This is a genomic window from Cryobacterium glaciale (genome assembly GCF_004402535.1).
In the GTDB taxonomy this organism is placed as follows: domain Bacteria; phylum Actinomycetota; class Actinomycetes; order Actinomycetales; family Microbacteriaceae; genus Cryobacterium; species Cryobacterium glaciale.
The window spans coordinates 77,895-104,152 of record NZ_SOEY01000002.1 but is presented as its reverse complement, the minus strand read 5'-3'; the positions used below and the strand labels follow the sequence as shown (position 1 = coordinate 104,152).

Below are 26,258 nucleotides of genomic sequence, written 5' to 3'. Positions count from 1 at the left end.
TTACCGGCTGACTGTTCCGGTCAGGGCAGCGATCGGTCGCAGCAACAAGGGACGAGCGGCCACCCAAGCGATCACCATCACGACCGCAGAGGCGGCGAAGATGCCGAAGCCGAGCCATGATTCACCGTTGTTGACGGCATACATGTTGTTAAGGTTGTGCAGGACTCCCGTGGTCGCAACCAACGTCACGTGGGCGACGATGAAGAGGACGAAGTAGAACATGACGGGCAGGTGAATGGCCCGAGCGATTTCGATCGGGTACAGTGCGTTCAGCCGGCGGGCCTTCTGTGGCCAGGCGCCCGACATGCGAAGCCCCGTGATGATCGCGAGCGGTGCCGCAATGAAGATCGTGGTGAAGTAAGCCAGAACCTGCAGACTGTTGTAATTGACCCAGCCGCTCTCGGTAGGCCAGTTGAGGGACGCGTAGTGGAGCAGGGCAGAAACGGCGTTCGGGAACACCTCCCAGGTCAGCGGGACCACCCGCATCCATTGGCCGGTCGCGAACAGGAGCACATAGAAGACGACACCGTTCGCAATCCACAGCGCGTCGAGCGAGAGATGAAGCCAGAGGTCGATGCTGATCTTCTTCGGCGCGTTCCTGGTACGAAAGATGCCGGTGTTCCGGCGGGTCCAGAATGCTTCGGGCCTCCGCACGGTGCGAACACGCCAGCCCGAGCGGATGATGAGGAGCAGGAACAGAGAGTTGAGGAAATGCTGCCACGCCAGCCAGGCTGGAAACCCGACCGGAGCTGTCGCGGGCAGGTCAGTCTCCCCCGGAAAATCCACGAGGAACGATTGGACGGCCGGCAATTCTCGTAGCCCCTTGGCCACGAGAATGACCACGGCAACAATGACGACGGCTGTGGGAACCATCCAGATCAGCTTGCGCCAGCGGTTCGAGGTTCCGAGCGGTGAACGCGACGTCGACTCGGCCGTGGCGGTCATGGTCGCCGGGCTTCGATCGCCTCAATGAGCTGGGGAACGACGGTGAACAGGTCGCCCACGATGCCAAAGTCGGCGATATCGAAAATCGGAGCATTTTCGTCCGTGTCGATCGCCACGATCGTTTGCGCCGTCTGCATCCCGACCCGGTGCTGGATCGCACCGGAAATTCCAAGCGCGATATAAAGCTGGGGCGACACGGTAGTGCCGGTTTGGCCAACCTGAAAAGCCGGTGGTCGGTAACCCGCATCCACGGCGGCGCGAGACGCCCCGACGGCAGCGCCCAGGGTGTCGGCGAGTTTCTCGACCAGCTCGAATTTCTCTCCCGAGCCGAGACCGCGGCCTCCCGCCACAACCCTCTCAGCGCTGCGCAGTTCGGGTCGGTCCGATTGAGAGCTGGACTCTTCGACTCCGCTGATGAGCGGCAGGCCCGCCGGGGCCACGTCGAGCTCCACCGCGAGAACCTGCGGTTCGGCAACCGGGTCAGTCGCCAGCGCGGTGCCCATACGCACCGTGACGATCGTCACCGCGCCACCCTCGACCGTCGAGTGAACATCGTAGGCTCCGCCGAAGACCGAGTGGGAAGCGACGATCGATCCGCTGTCGCGGCTCAACCCGACGGCATCCACGATCAAGCCCGCGTGCAGGCGCACCGCCGCTCGTGCCGCGATCTCACGGCCATCGATCGTATTCGCGGCGAGGATGGCGATGGGTGTGAATTCCTGTGCGGCCGCCACGAGTGCGTCCAATTGTGGGGCAAGCAGCGTACGACCGACCAGTTCTGTGTGCGCCACGAACACTCGTGCGGCTCCGACGGTTGCCAGGTCAGTAACAAGCTGGGAGTGGTCGTCCGAACTCGTCGCGACCACGGCTACCGGCGTGCCGATGGTCGCCGCCAGTCCGAGAAGAATTTGAGCGCTGTTTGAGATGCCGCCCGTGGAGTCCAGCTCCACGAGGACCAGCACGGTGGATGTTTCTTTCTCACTCATCAGTGGAACCCCCGGGTAGCCAGAAAATCTGCGAGGCGTGTGCCCGCATCTCCATCATCGACAATTTTCAGCCCGCCACTCTTGGCGGGGCGCTCGCTCACGCTCACGATGACGGTGCGAGCACCGGCCAGCGACGCGGCCTCGATGCGCAGATCGGCGAGCGACCAGGTGTCCAGCGGTTTGCGCTTGGCCGTCATGACTCCCTTGAAACTGGGGAACCGGGCGGCCGGATTGGCCTCGGTGAGCGACACGATGGCTGGGATTGTGCCGGTCACGGTGAAGGTGGCGTTTTCGGCGGCCCTGACACCGCTGATTTCGGTGTCGCTGAACTCTACCGAGTTGAGTGACGTGAGCTGAGCGATACCGAGGTGCTCTGCGATCATCGCCGGGATCACACCCCCGCGTCCATCGGTGGATTCATTGCCCGCGATAATCAGGTCGAAGCCGATCTTCTTAACCGTGGCAGCCAGCACCGACGCTGTCCACGTCAGATCCGCACCGCCGAGACCATCGTCGCTGACGTGAACGGCCGAGGTTGCTCCGATGGCCAGTGCCTTCCTCAGTGATTTCGCCACGCTGGACGGGCCCATCGAGACGGCGATGACCTCAGCGCCAGAATTCTTGTCGCGGTAGCTCACCGCCGCTTCGAGGGCCTTTTCACTAATTTCATCCAACACGGGGGCGCTGGCGCCCCGATCGACGTACCCGCTGCCGGTGTCGAGCTTTCGTTCACCGTAGGTGTCGGGCACTTCTTTAACTAAGACGATGATCTTCACCCTGTCGTCCTCCTGGTTCTGATGGTCTGTTCTCTGTCGTCGTTCGAGGTGTAGCCAATTACAGCATGAACCCGGCAAGCAATCTACCATGCGTTTGATTGGTAATTCCGAATTATTCGCACGTGTACGCGACTGGCTACGGGGCGACCTGGCGAAGAAGAACGCTGATCGCCTCGGGGAGTTCTCCGTTCACGGCGGGTGCCGCGATCGCGAACGTGATCGAGCATGAGCGGTAGGTGGCGGCCAGGGTGTCGACCAGCTCCGCGTGGGGCATTCGCGCCAGATGCCGGATGGGGCCGCCGACATGGCGAGGGAAGGCGAACCCTTCGGTCAGGGCGACATCGATGTCAGACGCTCGTTGCACAGTGCCCGACTGCATCAGGGATGCTGCGGCGCAGAGCATCGCGGCGAAGATTCTCGATCGAATCTCTTCGTCGTCGATGTCTCGGGGCGAGATGCCGTGCGCAACCCGATCGGCCTGGATCAGAGCATCCGTTCGCGGATCGGGGACTCCTCGCGGTTGGTCCGCTCCGTAGCGGTACCAGCCACTCCCGGACTTCTTGCCGAACCGACCGAGCTCGCACAGTTGGTCAGCAATGGTGACGTAGCGCTGGCGAGGATCGCGGGTGGCTGCCAGACGTTTGTGGCGGCTCCAGGCAATATTGAGCCCGGAGAGATCGCCGACCGCGAAGGGGCCGATGGGGAACCCGAACGATATGAGGGCCGCATCGACCTGCTGCGGTGAAGCCCCATCCTGCACCAGGAATTCGGCCTGGCTTCGGTACGCGGCATAGATGCGGTTGGCCACGAATCCGTCGCCCATTCCGGCTGAGATCGGAGTCTTTCCGAGCCGGGAAACCACGACGCTTAACGTTGCAATGGTGGCGTCGTCGGTATGCGGCGCGCGAATCACCTCGACGAGAGGGTTGCGGTCGGCCGGGTTGAAGAAGTGCAGACCGGCGAACCGGGAGGTCTTAGCAAGCGATCGTGAAAGCTCGGCAAGGTCTAGATAGGAGGTGTTACTCACCAGAATGGTGTCCGCACGAACGTGTTCCTCGATTTCACGAAACAGCGCCGTCTTGACCTGCATATCTTCAAAGACCGCGTCCACGACCAGGTCGGCCTTGGCAAGCCCGGAGAGCGCATCCGTGCCGCTGACCCCAGTAATCTCGTTCACGCGGGCGACGGCGGCGGCATTCGGATCATAAACGGTCACGTCGTAGCCAGCTGCGGCGAAGGCGCGCGCCAGAGAGCTGCCCATCGTGCCGGCGCCGGCGATTCCCACCGAACGTACCTTGCGTGGAGACGCCGTCGTGCGCAGGTCCTTGGCAGCTGCACGCCGCGCGAAGAAGAGGTATCGGAGATTGGTTGCTTCGTCGGAAACACGCAGACGGTGAAATGCCTCCCGTTCGAGTACCAGCGCCTCAGGTCCACTCAGGTGCGCGGATTGTTCGATCAGGGCAACGGCTTCGAGAATGTTGGGTCGGGAGCGTTTCGGGAGTAGGGCAACGGCAGCATCAATCTGCGTGCGCGCCGCGGGGGCCAGGGGCAGGTCACGCACGAGTCTCTTCGCCGGCATCGACCGTGCATAGGCAATCGCCGCATCGAGCAGCTCGTCGGGCGGGACCACTCGGTCGAGGATTCCCAGCGACAGGGCTTCGTCGGCATCAATCTGACGGGCCGTTGCGATCAGGTCGATTGCTTTGGGGATGCCGGTGAGCCTAGGTGTGCGCACGGTTCCGCCAGCTCCGGGTAAAAACCCGAGGGTGACCTCGGGAAACCCCACGCGCGCGCTGGTATCGCCCACCCGAGCGTCACAGCCCAAGGCAAACTCGAGCCCGCCGCCGAGTGCAAGACCCGTGATCGCTGCGACGACGGGCACCGGCAGCGCCTCAAGCGCCGCGATGACCGCGGGCAGCTGTGGTTCCGACGGTGGCCCGTCGAACTCTGCGATGTCGGATCCGGCATAGAAATGACGTCCGGCCGTCGTAATCACGACGTTGAGGACGTCGGTTCGCCCCTCCAAGGCGGTGATCGCTTCAAGGAGGGCGGTACGCATGGCGGTGTTCCCCATGTTCACGGGTGGATTGTCGATCACTAGAACAGCGGTCGAATTTTCAACGGATGTCGACACGATTGGCACGGCGTTGTTCCTTACTCGATTGTCGCTAATTGGATGAGACCGGGAACCATTTCGCGCACCATCATCATGTGCCGAAGGTAGAAGTGCAGCCCCATTTCCCAGGTGAAGCCGAGGCCTCCATGGACTTGCACAACGATTTCCGCGGTCTTGATGCACTGATCGACGGCGAACAGCAGAACAGCTGCCGAGACGGTGTCATCGACACTCGCCCAAATGGTCGTGGACTCGGCAAGTTCAACGGCGATGAGCGCGTTCGCGAGGTGGTGTTTGATGGCCTGGAACGACCCGATCGGCTGCCCGAACTGCTCCCGAGTACCCACAAACGACACGCCGTCGGCAAGGAGTTGTCGTGCGCCTCCGACGCACTCGGCGACCAACACGATGGCAACGTCGCGGGCCACCTGGGGTGACAGAGCTGAAATCTCGTCCGCCTCAATGCCGTGCAGCGAGAGCGCCAGATCGTCGGCCTGTCCGGCTGGAATGCTATGGACGCCGTCTGTGCTGCCGCCTGGATCTCTGACGAGTAAGATGCCGTCCAGTTGGCCGAATGGCAAGTACGACCGGCCGGAGGGCAGCGACACTATGGGCAGGGCCATGGTGAGTGGCGCGTCAGTTTCGAGTGATGCAGGTGAATGACGTTTAGCGACGATCGTCAGCATGAATGGGAGCGGAATCAATTGCTCTCCCCAGGCGATGGCGATTTCCACCAGGTCGCGGCGGGTTGCGCCTTCACCGTTTTCGACAATCCCGGCGAGGTCCCAACCGCCTTCGACGAGCTCATTCCAGGCCAACGGCGATGGTCCTTCGACATAGGTCGAAATCTTCGAGCCGCCCGTGGCTTTCAAGGCCAATTCGCGCACGGCTTCGGCGGCCATCAAGCCGATTTCTCCCACCGTCGATGACGGGACGGCGTTCACATTCATCGTGGCAACCCCAGTACTCGCTCGGCCATTATGTTTCGTTGAATTTCGTTGGTTCCTGAATAGATGCTGGCGGAACGAGATTCCAGGTACTGAAACCGCCAGTGTTCGCGGTCGTCCGGATTGCCGGCTCGCCAGCCGGCTCGCGTCACGTCCTGCCATAGCTCACTCCAGACGACTTTGAGAACTGAGACCGCACGAAGAAAGGCCTCGCCCTGTTCCCCCTCGAGGTCGACGACTTTTGACAGATGCCAGCGAAGCGCCTCGGCGCGAATGTCGAGGGCTGAGAGCTCAGCGGCCAAATCCGGTCGATCCCCGCACGTCTCAAGTAATGCGTCAATGTCGGAGCGGATCTCGACGTAGCGTGTGGCCGCTTCGGCCCCACCCCGCTCGTCAGAGAGGATGCTCATGGCGAGCTTCCACCCTTCCCCGTCGGCACCCACCCGATCGTCGTCGCTGACAAAGACGTCGGTGAACTGGACCTCGGCGAAATGAACGGCTCCTGATATCTGTCGGATGTCGTCCACAGTGACGCCGGCTTGGCGCATGTCCACCAGGAACAGGCTGAGATTCTTGTAGCGCGGGGCCTGCTCATCCGTTTGCACGAGCATGAGGCATCGGTCGGCGTGCTGAACGAAACTGGTCCAGGTCTTACGCCCGCGGATGTGATAGCCGCCGGACACACGGGTGGCTCGGCTGGCGATGCTGGCGAGGTCCGATCCGGCAGTGGGCTCGGAGAATCCCTGGCACCAGATTTCCTCACCGTTCAAGATTTTGGGAAGGTAGCGGGCCTGCTGCGCGACAGTGCCAAACCGCACGAGCAGGGGCGCGGTGAGAATTTTTCCGATGCGGGCGAGGCCATCGGGAGCCTGTGCCTTGGCCGCCAAAACGTGAAACGCCACCTCTTCGGCCAGGCCCATGCCCTGGCCGCCGAATTCCTTCGGCAAGCTCAATCCGGCGAACCCCGCCTCCGACAGTGTTCGGTCCCAGTCCCGACGGATTGCGTCCGACTCGCTGGTGCTCAGTGCCCCCCGCTCGCTCTTCCAGCGCGGTGGAATGGACGTCGACAACCACGTGTCGGCGCGCGCACCGAACTCCTCGATGGACTCACGAGGATTCTCCGAATCGTGCATTTTCCAGCATCCTTCCCTCTCTGCGTGTCACGCCTGTCGGACCTTGACGAGGTTCAGCTTGTCATACAAACGTTTGGCTCGCAATCATTTCATGGGTAGTCTGAACCCATGGACATTACGAGTGAGATCCCCCGGTACGCCGCACTGCCTCGGATTCCCGGGCTGGATCTTGCTTATTCCTGGGATTTCTTCGGCCGGGGCGACGAGTTGGGCACGCTCAACTACCTCACGCCGGAGCTGATCCGATCCGCAGCTGCACTCGTTGTCGACGGCACGGTGATCTCCCTCAACCTGCCGATTGACCAGCCGAGCCCGGGCCTGTTCGGGAGAGAGCGCTACGTTCACGAGCAATTTTGGGTTGATCGCAACACCTGGGATGAGAAATTGGACGGCTACTTTCCGCAGAGCTCTACCCAGTGGGATGGCTTCAAGCACTTTCGCGCCCGAGAGCACGGTTTCTTCGGCGGCCGCACGGGTGACCCCGCCACCGAGATCCATGACATTGGCATCGATGTATGGGCACGACGTGGAATTGTCGGTCGGGCGGTGCTTCTCGACGTGGAAAGGTATTTGCAGGGCCGCGGGAGCTCGGTGCCGGTAGACGAGCGATTCATCATTTCGGCTGAGACGCTGAAACTCGTCGCGGCAGCACAAGGCGTCACGATCGAACGCGGCGACATTCTGGTGATTCGAACCGGCTGGCCAGCGAAATACTCAGAGCGACCATCGGGGTCTGGCAGTCTGAGTATGCTGCCCGGTCTCGATGCTGATGACGAAACGGCCCAAGTGCTCTGGGATTGGCACATATCAGCCCTGGTGACCGATTTGCCGGCAGTCGAAGCGGTACCTGGAGACCCTGCGGTCGGCTCGCTCCATCGTCGGTTGCTGGCACTGTTGGGTCTCCCGTTGGGAGAGCTCTTCGACCTTGAGGAGGTGGCAGTGCGTTGCCAAGACACCGGTCGATACGTTTTCTTTTTCACCTCGGCACCGATGCACCTGCCGGGCGGTGCAGGCTCGCCGGGTAACGCACTTGCGATGCTTTAAGGCAGACTTTTCTGGCCGCCGTTCAGCAGGCCCCACCTCGTCGGTGCGCGCCCGGCTGCGGTCGTCACGATGGCCGTCATCCGCTCAATGGTCGGTGCCGCTATGGTGCGCGCAGCGAGCGTTGCTTCAGCGTGGGCCTGCAGGTGCGCAAGGCCGTCGACCGCTCTGACCCCCGCTCGGGAAGCGAGCCTCTGGAGGGGGGTCAGCTCGGGGCTGTAGATGAGGTCATAGAGCAGGGCGCCTTCCGGCCATCGAGCGAGCGGCGTCGCGTCGACCGTGAGCCCGAACGGTGCTGTATTGATGATGAGATCTGCACCGGCTGCATGGCGTTCACGATCACTCCACAGCACTGGGACCGTGCGAACGGACCAGTCCCGATCGGCTAGGGCTCGAGAGCGATCATCCGTGCGGTTGGTGATTAGAACGGTCGACGCCACCTCGTTCGCGGCGCAGACCAGTGAGGCGGCCGTCGCACCGGCCCCGATCACGAGGACACGCTGGGGTGGAGCCGGCAGCTCAGAGAACAGGATCCGCGCAGCTTTGACATCAGTGTTGCTGCCCATGATCTGGTCGCCTTTCAGCGACAGGCTGTTCGCCACCTGGGTCACCCCGACCGTCGAGTCGTCGTACGTGTCGGCTACTCCGAACGCCCACCTCTTGTAGGGCATGGTGACGTGAAAGTGCGTCACCCGTCCGGCACGTAGATCGGCGATCGCAGCGTCGAGTGCGGTTTTATCGACATCTCGAAGGGCATAGCTGCCGCTCAGTGACAGCTCCGCGAATATGCCCTCCCACATGCGAGGCGACAATGAGTGTCGGATGCCTCGCCCGAGGAGGACCATCTTCTCGATCGTGTCTCCTAGTCAGCGAGAACGGCGTATTCGTCGGAGTCCGGACCGGGGTTCGGTCCGTAGAATTCCGCGGGTAGTGTCGGCACCCACTTCGAAATCGCCTGACGCGAGATGACGGATTTCTGGACCTCTGCTGTACCTTCTTCAAACCACATGCCTCGAGCGTCTCGATACATCTGTTCGATCGGGTATGCCGAGGTGTAACCGACGCCGCCGTGCACGCGAATCGAGTGGTCGGTGACTCGCCCCACCATCTCGAGTCCGAAATACTTGCACATCGCGGCTTCCTGAATGATCTCGTCGCCGCGATCAAACGCTGTAGCGGTGTGCATCACGAGTGCGCGTGCAGCCGCGATGTCCGTCGCCATATCGGCCAGGCGACCCTGAATGTACTGACGCGAGGAAATGGGTTTTTGAAAGGTGGTACGCCGGGTCGAGAACTCGAGGGCCTGATCCAGAGCACCCTGCGCCAATCCGACACATGATGCCGCGATGGAGAGGCGGCTGGGGTCGAGAAAACCGCGAAGTGCCACGTCCAGCCCGCCGCCGATCTCTCCGAGAATTCTGTCGTGGGGCACCACGGCGTCATCGAAGAACATCACATCGTGGTCGAGCCCTTTGCAGCCCATCGTGTGCGCCATGTGCTTCCTCGTGATGCCAGGACCGTTCGGGTCGACCATGAACGTGGTGATACCCAGATCCTCCCCGCTGGCCGAACGAGCCTTGGCCGGGATATAGATGAGTTGGGCTTTGCTGGCCAGGGTTGCCCATTGCTTTGCACCGTTCAGTATCCAGCCGTTCTCGGAACGCACAGCGGTCGTGCCGATGTCCTCGCCGCTCCCGGTTCGTGGCTCGCTAATGCAGAAACCCAGGTAGCTGCCGGTTGCCAGCCCGGGCATCAACTTGGCCTTCTGCTGGTCTGTTCCGAATCGGTCCAGTGCACGCCACGTCCCGTTCGCACCGTGCACGATCATTCGGATTGCTCCGTGCACGGGCGCGCAGACTTCGAGGATGGGAAAGTATTCCGCCAATGACAGACCCTCGCCGCCCCATTTTGTCGGGAGCGTGAGACGAAGGAGGCCGGTATCGGCCAGGCGTTGCCACCAGGCATCGCTGACGATGCTGGTCGCTTCGGCTTCTCGACCGAGGGCCGCCAACTCTGTTACCGCCAAGACGCGTGCGCGCGCCAGGAGTTCTTCGCTTCTCGTGCTCATGATTCCTGTCTCTGGATAGATGGGACTGCGTCATCCCGGCGCCACATCCGTGTGGTGCCGGGATGTGCTTCAGTGTGCTGCCGCAGGGTGCGGGACGGCCGGCGCGGCAAGCGATCGAATTGCTTCTGCGGCGGAGGGGTTCTCCAGGTTTGAAAGATCACCCGGATCCAGGTCCAGCAGCCAGGCCCGCAGGGCGCGGCGATGAATTTTGGAATTCCTCGTGAGCGGCAACTCGTCCACGATCGCGACGCGCGAAATTCGGAATGGTTTACCGAGTGCGTGTTCCACCCGTTCGTGGATTGAATCGCTGATGGATTCACCGGCGTGGGCGTATTCCGGGGCAAGCGTGATGATTATCATCACTGTCTGGCCTTTGAGCTCGTCGGGAATTCCGACGGCAGCAGCCCCGGAAACTCCTCTGATACCGAGCGCGAGTTCTTCGTATTCGCTCGGCCCGATCCGCTTTCCTCCGACCTTGAGCAGGTCGTCGGACCGGCCGGGCACCTCCCAGCTCCCGTCGCTGTGCTGGATCGCCCGGTCGCCGTGTATGTAGACGCCCTCGAATTTGGATGCGTGGGCAACGGTCCAGCGCTCGTTTTCGTTCCAGAAGCCATAGGTCATCGATGGCCACGGCGCCAGTACCGCCAGCTCACCCAGCTCGTCCACCACCGGATGGCCTTCCGAGTTGACGACCACCACGGCCAGCCCGGGCGGCGGCCCGGCAAACCGGCATTCTCGCATCGGCAATACCGGGCTCCCGGTTAACAGGGCGCAACCGATTTCGGTACCGCCGGTGTGGTTCATCAGCGGCCGGATGCCGCGACCGACGTTTCGATGCATCCATCGCCAGGCTGCCGACGTCATGGGTTCACCCGCCGACACGATCACCTGAAGAGATTCCAGCCCGTAGGGCTCCACCCATTCAGCACCGTGCGCTGCGAGCAATCGCATGAGGGTTGGTGACGAACCAAGGTGGGTGACCTTGTAACGATCGACGAGCTTCCACAGTGTGTCGGGGGCCGGGAACGTCGGCGCTCCCTCGTAAATGAGGTGTCGCCCGCCCAGGGTGAACGAGGTGATGAGTCCGAGCGGCGCGATGATCCATCCCATATCGCTCGGCCAGTACAAACACGAATCGTCCGACATATCGATGCAATACGCCATGTCGATGGCAGCGCGATAGGGCATTCGTCCGTGACAGTGCACGGCCCCCTTGGGCCGGCCGGACGAACCGCTTGTGAAAGCGATCAGCCACGGCTTTTCGGGGCCGAACCACGTGAAGAACTGTTCAGGCTCGTGGTCGAGCAATTTCCGCCAGGGAGTCTCGTTCGACTGGCAGTCGTCGTCCTTGCCCAAGCGCGGTACGACGAACACGTTCTCGATACCGGCCTTGGTGGCGGCTGTGCGAGCCACGCTGATCATTTCGACCTCGTGGCCGTGGTGGAGGTATCGATTGGCCGTGACGAGGTGCTTGGCTCCGACGATCTCGAGACGCTCACTGAGGGCGTCTTCACCGTATCCGGAGAACGCTGGGGCAACGACGGCCCCGATGCGGGCTATGGCGAACATGGAGATGACCGCCTCGGGAAGCGGCGGAAGGTAAAGCCCCACCACGTCCCCGTCAACAACTCCGTGAGCGCGCAGTCCCGCCGCCACTCGTGAAACTTCGTCGGCCAGTTGGGCATAGGTGTACGAGCGCGTTGATCCGTCTTCACCCTCCCACTCCAGAGCAAGCCGGTCGCCCTGGCCGCGCTCAACCCAGCGGTCGAGTGCCAACCAGGCGAGATTGGTGGTTCCACCCACGAACCATTTCGACCAGGCGGCGCCATCGGACTGATCGACGAGCGTGTGCCACTCCGTCTGCCATTCGAGATCGAGGTCGGCCATTGCTGCGCGATAGAACTCTTCTGGCTTGTCGATGGCGTAGCGCAAGAAGTCCTGGTAATCGTCGAGACCCAGTTTCTGCATGAACTTCGACACGCGACGCTGTTCGATCGATGCCGGTGGTGGCACCCACCGATCGACCTCGAACCATTCCGGTAGTTGACTCATTGTGGTGTTGGATCCTTCCATCAGTCAATCTTCTGTACAGGCGGGTGGTCGTACGCGTGCCGGGTCGGCGCGACGAGAATCGGAATGGCGGCGCAGTCGTCAACGAATCGACGACGAGCCAGACGGAAGCGATCTTCGGCGACGTAATCGAATTGGTCGCCGAGTCGGGCCTCGATATCGCCGCCCGGAACACTCGGGTGCTCGAGATACCAGTCGACGGTGCGTTGGATTGCCTCGTCGAAATCGACGAGATCCCGATACCCGAGTTCAGCTTTGGCGCGCGATATGTCCAGCACCGAATGATCGGTAATGGGAAAATCCTTCTGTTTGACCCCGAGGGTTCGTCCAGCGAACCAGAACCAGGCCGGCTGGCTGACCTCGCGGGGATAATTCACGAGCTCGATCTCGGTCCCCATAGCGCGCGCGATCGCGTGCGCCCGTTCGCCATCGGTCGGGGTGAGTTCGTCGGAGACATGGTAAATTTTACCCGCTGAATCTGGCGTATCGACCGCGAGAAGTACCGCGTGTGCCGCATTCTCGGAATATGCCTTGCTCTCCTGGGATAACCCTCCGTCCACAACCGGGATTGTGTGACGCCCATCCAGTATCCGGCGAATGATGCTCCATTCCCGCGGTGCGAGTTGCCGGGCACCGTACAGGTACGGGTAACGAATGTGGGTCAGATTCAAACCCGTTCGTGCCGCACACTCGAAGATCGCTTCCTCGGTCTGCTGAATTTTCAGGGTCAGTGGTGTCGTCAGGTCTCGGAGTGCTGTTTCAGTTATCGGTGTCGACCAACGCTGTCTGGCGTAGGCCGTTCCGCCGACACTGACGAGACGGTTGGTGTGCCGGGCCACCTCGATGGCGACATGGCGCAGCCGCCCATACGTGACCACGGCCACATCGAAAGTTCGGCCCAGAAGACCGGCAGCGAGTTCGCCCTCGAAGTGCGGATCTGCGTGAATGTGTTCAAAATCGGCCACGTCGTCGATCTCATGGCTTCCACGGTGCAGGATGGTCGTTTCGTACCCCCGCGACTTTAATCCACGGGCTATATCAGGCCCGGTCGGACCGGTGCCGCCAATCAGGAGCGCCCTCATTGGGCCCCTTTCCTTGCCAATCAATCGTTTGGTTCGAGTGTGACGGCATTCTGTGCGGGTGTCAACAGTGAGAGATCGGATAGCGTTTAGTTGACACTAAACCAAACGTGCGACAGTCTTATCTACCAGACGATGGGTAGAATTGGAGCGTGATGGACATCCAAAAGATTGGCCACGTGATGACGTGGACGCTTGACGCACCGCCGGTCAACAGCATCAGCGAATCATCGCTCCTGGCGATGGAGCGTTCGCTGCTCGAGTTGGACGCTGATCGGGGAGATGTCAGGGTGCTGGTCATAACGGGCGCCGGTCGATTCTTCTCAGCTGGTGTCGACCTCACCCTGGTGCAGGAGAATATGGAGCGGCAGGATGGCGCTGACCGAATGGTGGAATTCATCGCCAGGGTTCAAGCGGCCTACGCGGCGATCGAAGCGTTGCTCATTCCCACGGTCTGCATCATCAACGGGAACGCCCTTGGTGGCGGCTTCGAGCTCGCGCTGGCCTGCGATTTACGAATCGCCTCGGCGGGCGCCCAGATCGGGCTGCCAGAGATCACCCTGGGCCTCCTGCCCGGAGCGGGAGGTACCCAACGTTTGCCGCGGCTCGTTGGATCAGCGCTCGCACTCCGCCTGATCATGCGTGGGGAAGCCCTCGACGGCGCTGAGGCGGAGCGGCTGGGTCTGGTGCACTGGGTCGTCTCCGCCGGCGAAACAGCCGCCTTTGGTTCCGAGCTCGCAATGGAGCTGGCCGGTCGATCACCGGTCTCGCTCGCTGCGATCAAACGTTGCATCCGGCTCTCATCCACACCGGGTGGGGGATACGTGACCGAACTCGAGACGACGCACCTGTTGATGAGTGACGACATCGCACGCGGCGAAGTAACCGACTTTTTTTCACGCCGACAGTCCAGTAAAACGAATCGAACGAGAGCAGGATCAGAGTGAGTGCAGTGCAAAACCTCGTGGTGGTAACCGGCGGTGGCTCAGGGATGGGTCGCGCCATCGCCCTCGGAATGGCAGCACAGGGAAAACCTGTGGCGGTTTTGGATCGCGATCTTGAGGGGGCGGAGGAGACTGTGCGCGAGATAAGGGAACGCGGCGGTGAAGCGACCAGTTTTTATGTGGACATCTCCCTGGCCGACGAAGTCTCGGCAGCCTGCGCGGCCGTGGAGGAAACCTATGGCCCAGCCCACACGCTGATCAATAATGCTGGCTGGGAGGAGATCATGCCCTTCATGGAGACCTCGCCCGAGTTCAGATTGAAGAACATCTCGATCAACCTGCTGGGCACTATGTCGGTCAGTTCAACATTTCTGAGGGGAATGATCGACGCCGGGCGCGGGGGCCGGGTCGTGAATATTTCCAGCGATGCTGGCAGAGTGGGGAGCAGCGGTGAAGCTGTCTATTCGGGGGCGAAGGGCGGGATCATCGCGTTCACAAAATCAATTGCACGCGAGATGGTTCGATATCAAATCACGTCCAACTGCGTGTGCCCTGGACCCACTGAAACGAGGATGCTGTCCGGAGCTCCTAAGAAACTCACCGACTCCCTCGAAAAAGCAATCCCGATGCGGAGGCTCGCCCAACCTGAAGACATCATGAACGCTGTCCGTTTTTTTGCTTCAGAAGAATCGTCTTATATCACCGGCCAGACCCTGAGCGTCAGCGGCGGCCTAACAATGGCAGGTTAGAAAGGAATCGCAATGAACGACAATGAAGCCTTCAGCGATATCAGTGGCTACACGGACATCCTCTATGAGGTCGAGAATGGCGCGGCGATCATCACGATCAATCGCCCCGAGCGGTACAACGCATTTCGCGGTCGCACGATCGACGAGTTGGTTCATGCTTTTCGGCGAGCGTCGGCAGACAACGCCGTACGCACCGTCATCTGGACTGGGGCGGGAACGAAAGCGTTCTGTGCCGGGGGGGATGTCAAGCAGCGGGCCGAGACCGGCAACTATGGTCCGACTCGGGATGGAATTCTCGACGCCGACTATCTCCACAGTCTCATTCGCGACATTCCGAAGCCCGTCATTGCGGCGGTCAACGGGGTAGCGATCGGTGGGGGACATGTGTTCCATGTCTTGTGCGATATCAGCATCGCCTCTGAAACCGCGCTCTTCGGCCAGGCTGGCCCGCGCGTCGGCTCCTTCGACGCCGGCTATGGAACAAACTATCTCGCTCGAATCATCGGTCAGAAACGTGCTCGCGAGATCTGGTATTTCTGCCGCAAGTACACCGCCGCGCAGGCCCTCGAGTGGGGCCTGGTCAACGCGGTAGTGCCGCCGGACCAGCTCATGGCCACCGCGAAAGCATGGGCCGCTGAGCTGAATGATATGAGTCCAACGGCATTGAAGTTCCTGAAGTTCTCCTTCAACGCCGACACAGCTCACCATGCTGGTCTGGAGAAGATGGCCAACGCTGGTCTTGATCTGTTCGTGGCCACGGAAGAGGCCAAGGAGGGTGCCGCTGCATTCGCTGAAAAGCGCGCACCGGACTTTGAGAAATACATGAGCACCGGGCATTGAATCGACCGTTAGTCGGGGTCGCGGGCGTCGTACGAACCTTTCCCGGGTTCTGGGAGGGCTTTGGCTATGAAGTTGCTCTTCCTGCCCGCGGCCTCGGCGCGGCCCAGATTCTGGAGCTGTCCATCCAGGCAGAGAAGGATGGGTGGACCGGAATCTGGGTTTCCGAGGTGCTCTCCCTCGATGCGTTCGCCCTGCTCGGCGCAATATCCCAGCGCACGGAGCGTCTGCGCCTCGGTACGTCGATTGTTCCGGTGACCACGCGCAGTGCAGCGTTGCTGGCCATGACGGCCACGACCATGGCCCAGCTTGCTCCCGGGCGCTTTGCATTGGGGATCGGGGTGAGTACCCCGGCGATTGTCTCGGTCCGTCATGATCGCGCCGTAACAGGGCCGGCCGCGACTTCTGCCGGGGTGCTAGACGTCATCGAGAGTGCGCTGAGCGGTCTCCTCGTCGAGCACGCCGGCAATCCTGCCGTGCAGAACCTGAGAATCGATGCTCCGCAGGTTCGGCCACCCGTGCTCCTCGCGGCACTGGGCCCGATGATGATCCAGACGGCTATCGAACACGCTGATGGTCTCATCCTCAATCTGGTGCCCCTCGCGCACGCGCGCGAGATCGCGGCCGCCGCGGCGACAGCCAGGCCGGGGTTTCAGACACTCCTGACGCAGCGGGTGTGCTTCGATCCCACGGCCGACGATCTCGCGGCGATCCGCCGTGAAGTCACGAGTTATTGCCGGGTCCCCACCTACGCCGACAATCTTTGTCGGCTTGGGTGGGACCTCGAGGCTGTTCGAGTGGCTTCACCGACCGAGGCCGCGGTCCTGCTTCCACCCGGGCTGTTGGAAGAATTAGTCATCATGGGGACCGCCGAAGAATGTCATCGCCGGTTCGAAGAGATCGCCGCAGCTGGAGTACGCGCTATCGCAGTTCCAGTCGGAAGCGGCAACACGACGGAAAAACTATTTGCCGGCTTCAAGCCCAGATTTTTGTAACTCGCAGCACCGACAGTGTCGTCACACCCATCAAATCGAAAGAGAGAAACGCAGCATGGACTTTGCCATAACCGAAGAGCAGTCAGACCTCGTGCAGGTTGCTCGCACGTTCGCCGCCGAACGCATCGCCCCCTATTATCAGCAACGGGAGAACGAGGGAAAATTCGACCGGGCGACCCTCGTTGAGATGGGCAGCCTGGGGTTCTTCGGCGTTGAACTGCCGGAGGAGGTCGGTGGTCTCGGGCTCGACTGCCTCACCGCCGGCCTCGTTCTCGAAGCCCTGAGTGGCGACGATTACAACCTCGGCTATATCCCGGTGACGGTATCGCTCGCAGCTCAGATCATGCACAACTATGGCCGGGCCGAGGTCGTGCAGCCCTGGATCAGGGGGATGCTGGCCGGTGAGGTAATCCCGTGCGTGGCACTCACGGAGCCCAGTGGTGGATCCGATGCCGCAAACCTCACGCTCAATGCGCGTAAGGACGGCAACGAGTACGTTCTGACCGGCGAGAAGACCTCGATCAGCATGGCAACTCAAGCGGATGTCGCGGTCGTGTTCGGCCGAACCGGCACTCCTGACTCGCGCTCGCGCGGCGTGAGTGCCTTCCTAGTCCCGCTCGACGACCCCACGGTGACTCGAAGCGCATTCAACGACCATGGTGGTCGAGCTGCGGGGCGCGGAACCATCCACTTCGACGGCACCCGCGTGCCGGAGTCGCATCTTCTGGGAGAGGAGAACCGCGGGTTCTCACAGGTCATGTCTGGTTTTGACTACAGTCGGGCGCTCATCGGGTTGCAGAGCCTCGCGGTCGCGCGAAAATCACTGGATGAAACCTGGGCCTACGTCAGTACTCGGCGCAGCTTCGGCCAGGCGCTCGTCGAACACCAGGGCGTGGCGTTCCCCCTCGCGGAGGCAGAAACGCACTACGAAGCGGCGCGGCTGCTGTGTTTGCAGACGCTGTGGCTCAAAGACCAGGGTGCTCCCCACACCTCGCAAGCCGCGATGTGCAAGTGGTGGGCACCCAAGTTGGCCTATGACATCGTGATGAAGTGCCTGCTCTCCCACGGTCACGGCGGATACTCGAATGAGCTTCCGTTTGAGCAGCGGCTGCGTGACCTTCTTGGTCTGCAGATCGGCGACGGCACGGCCCAGATCATGAAGACCGTGATCACCAAGCGTCGCCTGATGGCACTCGCGAAAGAGTAGTTACTCCTTCGCGGCCGCCGCGATGCCGAGCATCGCGGCGGGCAGGCCTGGATCATTGAGCAGCTCCTGACCGGTTCCCTCCATGATGACCGTTCCCTGCTGGAGTGCGTAGGCGCGGTTCGACAGGGCCAGGGCGCGCGATACATTTTGCTCAACCAGCAGCACGGCCGTGCCCTCGCTGGCGATTCGCGCAATAATGCTGAAGAGTTCGGTGACAACGATGGGCGCAAGTCCGAGAGACGGCTCGTCGAGCAACAAGAGACGCGGCTGAGCCATGAGGGCTCGGCCGATCGCCAGCATCTGCTGCTGGCCTCCGCTCAATGTTCCGGCCAGCTGGTCTTTTCGGTCCTGAAGCACTGGGAGAAGCCGGTAGATCTCTTCGCGGCCCTTCACTGAGTCGCGTCGCGCACGCTTGTGATAGGCGCCGAGCTGGAGATTGTCGTCGACACTGAGCCGAGCGAAAAGCCGGCGCCCTTCCGGCACCTGAACGATGCCGAGCTCGGGGAGTCGGTGGGGCTTCAGGTCGCCCAGGGGCTGGCCCTCGAACATGATTGAACCGCTGGACAGGCGATTCAATCCGGAAATCGAATTGATGAGCGTCGTCTTGCCGGCGCCGTTTGCACCGACAATTGCGACGGTCTCACCCTCGTTGACGCTCAGCGTGGCTCCGCGGAGAGCCTCCACCTCGCCGTAGTTGACGCGGACATCGTGAATTTCAAGAAATGGCAAAATCGTCTCCCAGATATGCTTCGACAACCGCACGGCTGCTCATTACGCTTGCGGGCAGACCTTCTGAAATCTTTCGCCCCTGACTAATGACCACGATGCGACTGGCGAGCTGCATGACGGCGTGCACCACGTGCTCGACCACGATGATGGTGACACCCTGCCGATTCACATCGCGCAAGATCTCAATGAAGGGATCAAGCTCCGCAGGGTTGAGTCCGGCCATCATCTCATCGAGCAACAGGAGCTGTGGCTGGGACGCGAGCGCACGAGCCACCTCGAGCCGCTTTCGATGACCGAGCGTCAGACTTGACGCCATTGTGGTGACCATCTCGGACAACCCCACCAGGTCGAGTGCCGCCTCGGCGCGCTCCCGCGCGTGGCGCACCGATCTCGTCTTCGCGAAGGCGCCAACCATGGCATTCTCGAGAACGGTCAAGCCAGCCAGGGGCCGAACAATTTGAAAAGTGCGCGCTACGCCCCTCTGGCACATTCGATGCGCGGGTTGGCCGGTCACGTCTTCTCCGAAAACTTCCAGACGGCCCGTATCGGGCGGAAGTGCCCCAGCTATCAAGTTGAAGAGCGTGCTCTTCCCCGCACCGTTCGGTCCGAGTAGTCCGACGATCTCGTTCTCGAAGATCTCGAGGTCCAGGGAATCCACTGCAGTGACACCGCCGAAGCGCTTCGTGATTCCAGTCGTTCTCAACATTAGTGTGCTCATGAGTGCTTCCTTCGACGATTGATCAAGGCTGCGGTGTCAGTGAGCATGCCCCAGATTCCTCGGGGGAAGAGAAGGATCACGATGATCACGATGACCCCGTAGACGAGTGTGTGCAGGCCGGGAAGCGCGCCGCCGAATTCGCGAAGAACCAGTTGACCGGCAGGAATCAGCAGGACGGCGCCGAGTAAGGGACCGTAGAGTTTGCCGCTGCCGCCGACGATTGCCAGAACGATGATCTCGATCGAGACAGCCGTTCCGAGTACGCTGTCCGGGGTGAGAAACAGGATGTATTGCGCGTAGATCGTGCCGATGCCCGCGGCCAGACCACCGCTGAGCGTTCCGGCAAGGAGCTTGACCCGCGTTGCATTCACGCCGAGAGCCCGAGCGGCTTCTTCGTCTTCGCGCACCGCGGCGAGCTGGTAGCCGAACCGGTTGGACAAGATTATCCCGCTGATCAGGAGGCAGACCAGAAGGTAGCCACCGGCTATGACGACGTACTGCCAGCGGTTAAGGAAGGTCATCGTTCCCCAGCCTTCCGTGGGGGGCAACGAGATGCCGACGTGGCCTCCCGTGAGCTCACGGAAGTGAACGGCCACGTTCAGCAGAATTATGCCGAGGGCGAGGGTGGCCAGCGCGAAGTAGGGGCCGCGTAGTCGAAACGTCGGGATTCCGATCAGAAGACCTAGCGTGGCACCGCCCAGGAGTGCAATCAGGAGACCGATCCACGGCGAGATGCCGAAGTCCACAAAGAGTATCGAGCTCGTGTAGGCACCAAGGCCGAAGAACGCTGCGTGCCCCAGCGAGAGCTGGCCGGCAAAGCCGCCAATGATGTTCCACGATGTGGCGAGCGCCGCATAGATGAGCGTCATCACGATCATGTGCCCATAGAATACGGGCGCGGACGAGGACACGAACGCGAGGAGTGCAATCGCGACCACGCCGAATCCGATGAGCAGGGAATGCTTCGGGAGGGGCCGGGACCTGACCATTGGGTCGATAGGGCCTGATGAACGGTTGACGATCTGCTGGCTCATACGGTATCTCCTTTGAGAATTCCCTGCGGACGAACCAGCAAGATCACGATGAACAGCGCGAACACCACGATCTGGCTCATCGCGGCTCCCAGCCAGAACCCTGCCAGGGCCTCGACGACGCCGATGATGATGCCCCCCAGGAATGCTCCGGCGACGCTGCCGAGTCCGCCGAGAACGACGACGACGAATCCGATGAGAAGGATATTCACGCCGACCGTCGGGTAGACCGGGTAGATGGGCATGAGCATGACACCGGCCGCTCCGGCCAGTGCTGAGCCGATTCCCATCGTGATCAGATAGACGCGCTGAACCGGGATGCCCATCAGGGTCGCGGCGTCACGATCCATTGCCGTTGCCCGCATGGCCTTTCCGGTGAGGGTGCGATCGAGCAGGAACAGCAGGGCGATCGTGGCAATTCCAGCGACAACGAACGCTGCGAGGCGGGTCGTGCCGATGGAGATCGAACCGATCACGATCGAGCCGCCCCGAAACGGCTCGATCTGCAGCGACTGGAAGGAGCCCCCGAAGATCATCAGCGCGGCGCTTTGAAGCACGATGCCAATGCCGAGCGTGAGCACGATCTGCTGGGTGTGCCCACGATCGACAACCCACCGAAGTAGGCCGAAATGTATGCCGGCCCCGAGGCCGAAGAGCGCGACAACGACGATCGGAAAAGCGACGTACGGGTGAAGGCCGAGAACAGTGTGGAGCAGGAGGGTGAGGTACATTCCCACCATCAGGAGTTCACCCTGCGCGAAGTTCACGATCTTCATGACCCCGAGCACGAGCGTGATCCCGACCGCCAAGAGCGCGTAGACGCCCCCAATGAGGACCCCCGAGACGAGTATTTGTATGGTGGTCATGTTTGTCCTCGCCTCGGGGTCATGGTGCAGCTCTGGCTGGTCGTAGTCACTACTTCGAGACTTACTGCCCTGAAGCCAGTGCGGTCGGGTAGATCGTCACGAGTTCGCCTTCCTGGTACTGCATGAAGAACCAGCCGGCGCGTTCGTTCTGGCCCGTTTCGTCGAATTTGACACCGAACGAGGCCACCGTCTCGCCGGGGCCGAGGTCGACGGCTTCGGCTGCGGCGACGATTCCATCAGCGTCGAGGGTTTCTGCCTTCGAGAGCACTTCCTGAAAGAGAACCGTTGCTCCGACATAGCCAAGGGTGGCGTGGGTCAGGGGCTTGCGGCCGATCTGTTCCTCGTAGGCCGTGATGAATTCGCTGTAGGTCGGCGAAAGGTCGGCGCTAAGCAGGCTGTCGGAAATGTTCAGGGGTGCGGCATCGGCAACGACCAGTCCGTCAGCGGTGTCACCGACGGCTGCAATGAAGTCGACGCTCGTGTATCCGGTGCCATTGCCCAGCGTGTAGGCGGGTTTGAATCCGAGGGCGGCCGACTGCTGCGTGAGGAGGATCGCGTCATTGATATTGGGAACGGAGTACAGCACGTCGATTTTGGCGGCCTTGAGCCGCTCGATCACCGATGTCAGGTCGTTCGTATTGGCCGCGTACGATTCCGTCGCCACGAGATTATAGCCCTCGGTGCCGGCTAGTGCTTTGAACTGATCCGAGGCTGAAGTGCCGTAAGCGCCGTCTTCGAAGACGAGCCCGAAGCGAAGTTCGTCGGGCGAAGATTCGAGCGCAGGAGCGGCTACCTTAGAGATGAACTCCTGTGTCGCGTTCGAGTATGCCGGCATGGCCGCACTGATCACCGTGCGGTACAGATGCGACAGGCCTCGGTCGGTGGTCGCCGCGGCAACGCTTCCGGTTTCCCAGTACGGCATCTGATTTCGGCTGGCGACAGCCGAGGCCGGAATGGCGATGGAGCTCGAGTAGGAGCCCATGATGGCAGTCACATCCGGGTCGGTGCTCAAGGTGCCAGCGACGGAAACGGCGTCTTCTGGAGTTGGGGCGTCGCTGACCTGGAACTCGATCTGGCGACCGTCGACCCCGCCGGCTTCATTGAAGAGCGTGCGGGCCACTTCGTAGCCGTTCTGCATCTCCTTACCAAGTGTGGAAAGCGGGCCGGTGAGCGGAAGAAGGACGCCGATTGTGATGGGAGCTTCGGCCTCCGACGTTGAATCTCCGGCCGTGGAAGCACACGCGGTGAGAGCGAGTGTTCCCATAAGCGCGAGTGCCAAAACTGGCTTGAAATGTGATTTCGACATATGTGATCCCCTGATAAGTACGACGGTGTACTGCAGATAAGCTATTCGCAAATCTACCAGATGTCTGGTTGATTTATCTATATTGATTTCGGCGAGCCTGACGCGGCCCACCGCAGACCGAACGCCGAGGGCCAACGAACGGTCCGCCTGGGGGTGCTTGTTCGGTCGATGAAGTGGGTTGGTGAAGCTAGCCCTGGCTCCGTGAGGTGAACGCCGCTACGCTGTCACTGTGCTCCGGCGTACCGCTGAGCATCAATTGGGACAGCGCCTCGCGGTCGAGTTGACGTGCCAGGGGGCTTTCAAAGCTGCTGTTCACCAGCTGCTTGATGGCGCCATAGGCTGCGGTCGGGCCGGCGGCCAGCGTGCCGAGATAGCCATCGAGTTGTGCCTCGAAGGTCGCGGGTTCCCAGACGTGCGAAACGAGACCGAGACCGGCGGCCTCGTTGACGCCGACGGTTCGACCCGAAAGCAGGATTTCTTTGGCTCGATGGATTCCCACCTGGCGGCTCAACCAGAACGAGCCTGACATGTCGGGGGCCAACCCACGATGAACGAATGATGGATGAAACCGTGCAGACGTATCCGCCACGACCAAGTCGCAGGCTAGGGCCAGGCTCATGCCCGCCCCGGCTGCGTCGCCCTGGATAGCACCGACCACGGGCTTATTCAGTTCGGCAATCGCTGTGATGATGCTCCCGGCCAGGTCGAGCTTGGCGAGAGAGTCGGCCATTCCGCCGCCCATCTGCTTGATGTCACCACCCGCACAAAATGTCTTGCCTGCGCCACGGATAACGACAACCCGTACCTCCGAGGCTGTGGCGTTGACTCTGATAGCGACATCGAGCGCTCGTCGCAGATCCCAGTTGATGGCGTTACGAGCCTGTGGGCGGTTGAGCGTCAGTGAAAGGACGCCGAGCCGCTGCTCGATGATGAGTGGGTGTGCTTCAGTCGACATTTCGATCTCCGATCAACCATACGATCGTTTGAGTCTAGAGCACGAAGACCGCCCAGAGTAGACCAGTGTGGTCGAGCGGCCCCTACGCGCTGGTCAGCGGCGGCATTTTTCCAAAGACACTGGAGCAAGCCAGCAACGACAGTTCTGAAGCGATATGGGCCGGATTGACCGGACGGGACGTGCGGTACCAGGTCGGGATGCTTCCGATGGCGGAGATGATGAACGAGGTCGCAACGCGGATATCCATGTCCGTGCGGATGAAGCCCGTCTCTTGCGCTTCGATCAGGATCGAACGCATGTATTCGTCGTAAGCGCGTCGCTGAGTCTTCGTGATCGCGGCATGCTCGCCCTGGAGATACCGCCATTCGGTGAGGTAGAGACTCGCTCTCTCCAGATTGGCCAAGTACCAGGTGGCGAGTCTTTCGACGTAAACCAGGAGTCGTTCCTGGGCGGGGAGGTTCAACGCATTCACTTCTTGCATCATAATTTCTGCGTGATGATGCGTGTCCTGGAGCACTCTGAAGAGGAGGCTCTCCTTAGAGTTTATGTAGTGGTACAAACTGCCCTTGAGTAGGCCGACTTCGTCGGCGATGTCTTGCAGTGAGGCCGCTGAGTACCCCTTTTGCGAGAACACTTTGATCGCCGCGTCCATGACTTCAACGTCACGATTGCGCCGATTGGACTGATGTTCACTTCCCGGGGTTGACAGTGCCTTAACCACAAAACACACTCCTTTTTTGAGAGGCCGGTCGGGGACCTACCATACGATTGTATGCTCAAATCGAGTTCGAAAAGATTGTATCGGCGTAATGCGATTACCATTTCTCGGGGCTCTCGATGCGGCCGTCGGGCTTGTCCTTCAGGTGAAAGGCCCTCCGCCAACGTAAAGGACCTGCCCTGAAACGAAACTCGCTTCGTCACGCAGGAAGAACGACACGGCGGCCGCGACGTCCTTTGGTTTGCCTGGGCGCCCCACCGGTATCGAGGCCACCAACTCGTCGGAATACGTCTCAAAAGTTTTACCGATGCGTGCGGCCGTGGAGCGCGTCATTTCGGTGTCGATGAAACCGGGGGCTACGCAGTTCACGGTCACGCCAAACACACCCAGCTCTATTGCGAGAGATTTGGTCAAGCCCTGCAGGCCGGCCTTGGCGGCAGCGTAGTTGGCCTGGCCCCGGTTGCCCAGAGCGGAGGTGCTTGAAATATTGACGATGCGGCCCCACCCGGCGTCGAACATGTGTGGCTGCACCGCCTTGCTCATTAGGAAGGCGCCACGCAGGTGTACCGAGATCACCGCATCCCAGTCACTCTCCTCCATTTTGAACAGCAGACTGTCGCGAACAATGCCAGCGTTGTTCACAAGGCCCGTGGGTGCGCCTAGTTTATTGGCCACGGCCTCGACCGCTGCGCGGACGGTGGAAGCATCGGTGACATCGGCACCGATACCAACTGCATTCCCGCCACTGTCCTGGATGGCTGCGACAGTTCGTGCGCACGATGGTTCATCGAGGTCGATGACCGCCACGGAAAACCCGTCTGAAGCTAAACGAATCGCCGTTGCAGCACCGATACCGCGCGCGGCTCCGGTGACCATAACAACCTGATTTGGGCGCCTTGCGTCGGTGGCTGCCACAGTTTCCCCCTAGATGTGCAACGTTGGGTTTCAAGTAATAATACAAACGATTGATTGGTACGGCTAGTACATATTATCGTGACGGATGGTTGCGAAGTTCACGCGAAATCGTGGCATGAATGGCAGGTCCGGCGCGCGGGGCGCGAGGTCAGGCCGTCGGGGCGGGGATGACCACCATCGGGGACTGGATGTTCAGGACGATCGAGTGACTCACGGAGCCGAGCAGCAATTTCGACAGGCCTTTGATGCCGTGGTCGCCGACGACCAGCAGCGCAGCCCCGCGGGCTGCGTCGAGCAGCACCGACTGGGCCGGGCCTCGCACCAGCGACGGTCGGATGCGCACCATCGAGTAGCGGGCGGCGACGGTACGCAGCGACTCGTCCAGGATGCGTCGGTGCGAGGTCTCCAGGGTCTCCAGAAACCGGGCGTCAGGTTCGGTCGTGTCGCGCCAGACAAGCGGTTCCTGCCAGGCATGGATCGCGATGAGGTCTTCGCCGGAACGCTCGGCTTCGGCCGCCGCGAATTCGATGGCGGCGTTGGAAGCAGCCGAACCGTCGACGCCGACCACGATGCCGGTGTGCCCGGTGTTGAACGGCACAGCGCTGTCGCCCTCCGGAATGATCGCGACGGGTCCGTTGGCCGAACCGGCCAGGCGTGCCCCCATCGACCATTCGTAGCGCAGGGTCGACCCGCGGCGACGGTGGGTTCCGACGACGACGAGGGTGTCCGTTCCGCTCAGCGCGCGCAGTTCGGAGATCGGGTCTCCGGAGAGCAATTCGGAGTGCACCGTCAGCGCCGGATACTTCGCGCTGACCCGCTCCGCATCATCGCTGAGTACCTCACGTGCGCGTGCTGTCGTGGACTCCAGCGCGAAATAGTCCGCCGACGACACCGTGCGATCGAGCACCTGCACCAGCGTGAGGTCCCCGCCGATTGCACGGGCCAGCGACCAGTTCAGGGCCGCTCGGGCCGGCTCCGTTCCGTCCCAGGCAACCACCATCTTGGCGGTAGTGAGCGTGTCAGTCATGAGCCCAACCCTTTCTGCGGTGCTGGGCCGCGAGTGAATTCTCGGGTGACCGTCGCCGACTTCTGCCTTTCAGGTTAGCCACGGCGATCATCCCCAAGTA

Annotated in this window: 25 protein-coding genes; 6 read left to right on the top strand and 19 right to left on the bottom strand. The window is 61.5% G+C overall.

Translation table 11 applies throughout. The features are described 5' to 3' along the window. The 6 genes from E3O06_RS00735 to E3O06_RS00710 form a co-directional block, all read right to left on the bottom strand. Entirely contained in the window at positions 1 to 945 is a 945-nt protein-coding gene (locus E3O06_RS00735; RefSeq protein WP_134501126.1) for a cytochrome b/b6 domain-containing protein, read from the bottom strand. Then, on the bottom strand, positions 942 to 1,931 hold the full coding sequence (locus tag E3O06_RS00730; RefSeq protein ID WP_134501125.1) for an electron transfer flavoprotein subunit alpha/FixB family protein: 990 nt from the start codon (positions 1,929 to 1,931) through the stop codon (positions 942 to 944). Before E3O06_RS00730 ends, E3O06_RS00735 begins: the two co-directional genes overlap by 4 nt. After that, positions 1,931 to 2,707: an electron transfer flavoprotein subunit beta/FixA family protein gene (locus E3O06_RS00725; RefSeq protein ID WP_134501124.1), complete on the bottom strand. Its 777-nt coding sequence runs from the start codon at positions 2,705 to 2,707 to the stop codon at positions 1,931 to 1,933. The genes E3O06_RS00730 and E3O06_RS00725 overlap by 1 nt, the downstream gene beginning before the upstream one ends. Before the next feature lie 136 nt (positions 2,708 to 2,843). Continuing rightward, positions 2,844 to 4,841 carry a 3-hydroxyacyl-CoA dehydrogenase NAD-binding domain-containing protein gene (locus E3O06_RS00720; protein ID WP_255453524.1) on the bottom strand — a complete coding sequence of 666 codons (1,998 nt, stop codon included), beginning with the start codon at positions 4,839 to 4,841 and terminating at the stop codon, positions 2,844 to 2,846. 20 nt (positions 4,842 to 4,861) lie between these two features. Then, complete coding sequence (locus tag E3O06_RS00715) at positions 4,862 to 5,773, bottom strand: acyl-CoA dehydrogenase family protein (protein WP_134501122.1); 912 nt, start codon at positions 5,771 to 5,773, stop codon at positions 4,862 to 4,864. After that, a complete protein-coding gene (locus E3O06_RS00710) occupies positions 5,770 to 6,903 on the bottom strand; it encodes an acyl-CoA dehydrogenase family protein (protein WP_134501121.1) in 1,134 nt (377 codons plus the stop codon). The genes E3O06_RS00715 and E3O06_RS00710 overlap by 4 nt, the downstream gene beginning before the upstream one ends. Positions 6,904 to 7,011: 108 nt before the next feature. Here E3O06_RS00710 and E3O06_RS00705 point away from each other — a divergent pair, with 108 nt between their 5' ends. Beyond that, the gene (locus tag E3O06_RS00705) at positions 7,012 to 7,947 is read left to right on the top strand and encodes a cyclase family protein (protein ID WP_134501120.1); all 936 of its coding nucleotides are present in this window, start codon (positions 7,012 to 7,014) and stop codon (positions 7,945 to 7,947) included. On the opposite strand, the gene E3O06_RS00700 is transcribed toward E3O06_RS00705, so the two are convergent. The 4 genes from E3O06_RS00700 to E3O06_RS00685 form a co-directional block, all read right to left on the bottom strand. After that, entirely contained in the window at positions 7,944 to 8,789 is an 846-nt protein-coding gene (locus E3O06_RS00700) for a shikimate dehydrogenase family protein (protein WP_134501119.1), read from the bottom strand. The two genes, E3O06_RS00705 and E3O06_RS00700, sit on opposite strands and share 4 nt — an antisense overlap. Positions 8,790 to 8,806: 17 nt before the next feature. Then, entirely contained in the window at positions 8,807 to 10,012 is a 1,206-nt protein-coding gene (locus tag E3O06_RS00695) for an acyl-CoA dehydrogenase family protein (RefSeq protein ID WP_134501118.1), read from the bottom strand. A gap of 69 nt (positions 10,013 to 10,081) precedes the next feature. Then, a complete protein-coding gene (locus E3O06_RS00690) occupies positions 10,082 to 12,085 on the bottom strand; it encodes an AMP-binding protein (protein ID WP_134501117.1) in 2,004 nt (667 codons plus the stop codon). Continuing rightward, positions 12,085 to 13,188: an NAD-dependent epimerase/dehydratase family protein gene (locus E3O06_RS00685; protein ID WP_134501116.1), complete on the bottom strand. Its 1,104-nt coding sequence runs from the start codon at positions 13,186 to 13,188 to the stop codon at positions 12,085 to 12,087. Before E3O06_RS00685 ends, E3O06_RS00690 begins: the two co-directional genes overlap by 1 nt. A 128-nt stretch (positions 13,189 to 13,316) precedes the next feature. Here E3O06_RS00685 and E3O06_RS00680 point away from each other — a divergent pair, with 128 nt between their 5' ends. From E3O06_RS00680 to E3O06_RS00660, 5 genes are read left to right on the top strand one after another with little or no spacing between them, the layout of a single operon-like run. Beyond that, entirely contained in the window at positions 13,317 to 14,108 is a 792-nt protein-coding gene (locus E3O06_RS00680) for an enoyl-CoA hydratase/isomerase family protein (protein WP_241979796.1), read from the top strand. 5 nt (positions 14,109 to 14,113) lie between these two features. Further along, the gene (locus E3O06_RS00675; protein WP_134501114.1) at positions 14,114 to 14,854 is read left to right on the top strand and encodes an SDR family NAD(P)-dependent oxidoreductase; all 741 of its coding nucleotides are present in this window, start codon (positions 14,114 to 14,116) and stop codon (positions 14,852 to 14,854) included. 12 nt (positions 14,855 to 14,866) lie between these two features. Beyond that, on the top strand, positions 14,867 to 15,694 hold the full coding sequence (locus tag E3O06_RS00670) for an enoyl-CoA hydratase-related protein (RefSeq protein ID WP_198415753.1): 828 nt from the start codon (positions 14,867 to 14,869) through the stop codon (positions 15,692 to 15,694). Next, positions 15,691 to 16,686, top strand: coding sequence for an LLM class flavin-dependent oxidoreductase (locus tag E3O06_RS00665; protein WP_166788043.1), 996 nt, complete (start codon positions 15,691 to 15,693; stop codon positions 16,684 to 16,686). The genes E3O06_RS00670 and E3O06_RS00665 overlap by 4 nt, the downstream gene beginning before the upstream one ends. Before the next feature lie 55 nt (positions 16,687 to 16,741). Further along, positions 16,742 to 17,893, top strand: a complete 1,152-nt coding sequence (locus tag E3O06_RS00660; RefSeq protein ID WP_134501112.1) for an acyl-CoA dehydrogenase family protein — start codon at positions 16,742 to 16,744, stop codon at positions 17,891 to 17,893. Here E3O06_RS00660 and E3O06_RS00655 read toward each other — a convergent pair whose 3' ends face one another. From E3O06_RS00655 to E3O06_RS00615, 9 genes are all read right to left on the bottom strand, one after another. Further along, positions 17,894 to 18,655, bottom strand: coding sequence for an ABC transporter ATP-binding protein (locus tag E3O06_RS00655; RefSeq protein ID WP_241979782.1), 762 nt, complete (start codon positions 18,653 to 18,655; stop codon positions 17,894 to 17,896). It lies immediately after the preceding gene. Next, positions 18,609 to 19,340: an ABC transporter ATP-binding protein gene (locus tag E3O06_RS00650; protein ID WP_134501111.1), complete on the bottom strand. Its 732-nt coding sequence runs from the start codon at positions 19,338 to 19,340 to the stop codon at positions 18,609 to 18,611. Before E3O06_RS00650 ends, E3O06_RS00655 begins: the two co-directional genes overlap by 47 nt. Then, positions 19,337 to 20,374, bottom strand: a complete 1,038-nt coding sequence (locus tag E3O06_RS00645; protein ID WP_134501110.1) for a branched-chain amino acid ABC transporter permease — start codon at positions 20,372 to 20,374, stop codon at positions 19,337 to 19,339. The genes E3O06_RS00650 and E3O06_RS00645 overlap by 4 nt, the downstream gene beginning before the upstream one ends. Further along, positions 20,371 to 21,237, bottom strand: coding sequence for a branched-chain amino acid ABC transporter permease (locus E3O06_RS00640; RefSeq protein ID WP_134501109.1), 867 nt, complete (start codon positions 21,235 to 21,237; stop codon positions 20,371 to 20,373). Before E3O06_RS00640 ends, E3O06_RS00645 begins: the two co-directional genes overlap by 4 nt. Positions 21,238 to 21,298: 61 nt before the next feature. Beyond that, entirely contained in the window at positions 21,299 to 22,543 is a 1,245-nt protein-coding gene (locus tag E3O06_RS00635; RefSeq protein WP_134501108.1) for an ABC transporter substrate-binding protein, read from the bottom strand. 187 nt (positions 22,544 to 22,730) lie between these two features. Next, positions 22,731 to 23,498, bottom strand: coding sequence for an enoyl-CoA hydratase/isomerase family protein (locus tag E3O06_RS00630; RefSeq protein ID WP_134501107.1), 768 nt, complete (start codon positions 23,496 to 23,498; stop codon positions 22,731 to 22,733). Positions 23,499 to 23,580: 82 nt separating this feature from the next. Next, a complete protein-coding gene (locus E3O06_RS00625; protein ID WP_134501106.1) occupies positions 23,581 to 24,219 on the bottom strand; it encodes a TetR/AcrR family transcriptional regulator in 639 nt (212 codons plus the stop codon). A gap of 138 nt (positions 24,220 to 24,357) precedes the next feature. Beyond that, entirely contained in the window at positions 24,358 to 25,092 is a 735-nt protein-coding gene (gene fabG, locus E3O06_RS00620; protein ID WP_134501227.1) for a 3-oxoacyl-ACP reductase FabG, read from the bottom strand. A 187-nt stretch (positions 25,093 to 25,279) separates the two neighbouring features. Continuing rightward, the gene (locus E3O06_RS00615) at positions 25,280 to 26,158 is read right to left on the bottom strand and encodes a universal stress protein (protein WP_134501105.1); all 879 of its coding nucleotides are present in this window, start codon (positions 26,156 to 26,158) and stop codon (positions 25,280 to 25,282) included. Between the last annotated feature and the right edge of the window lie 100 nt (positions 26,159 to 26,258).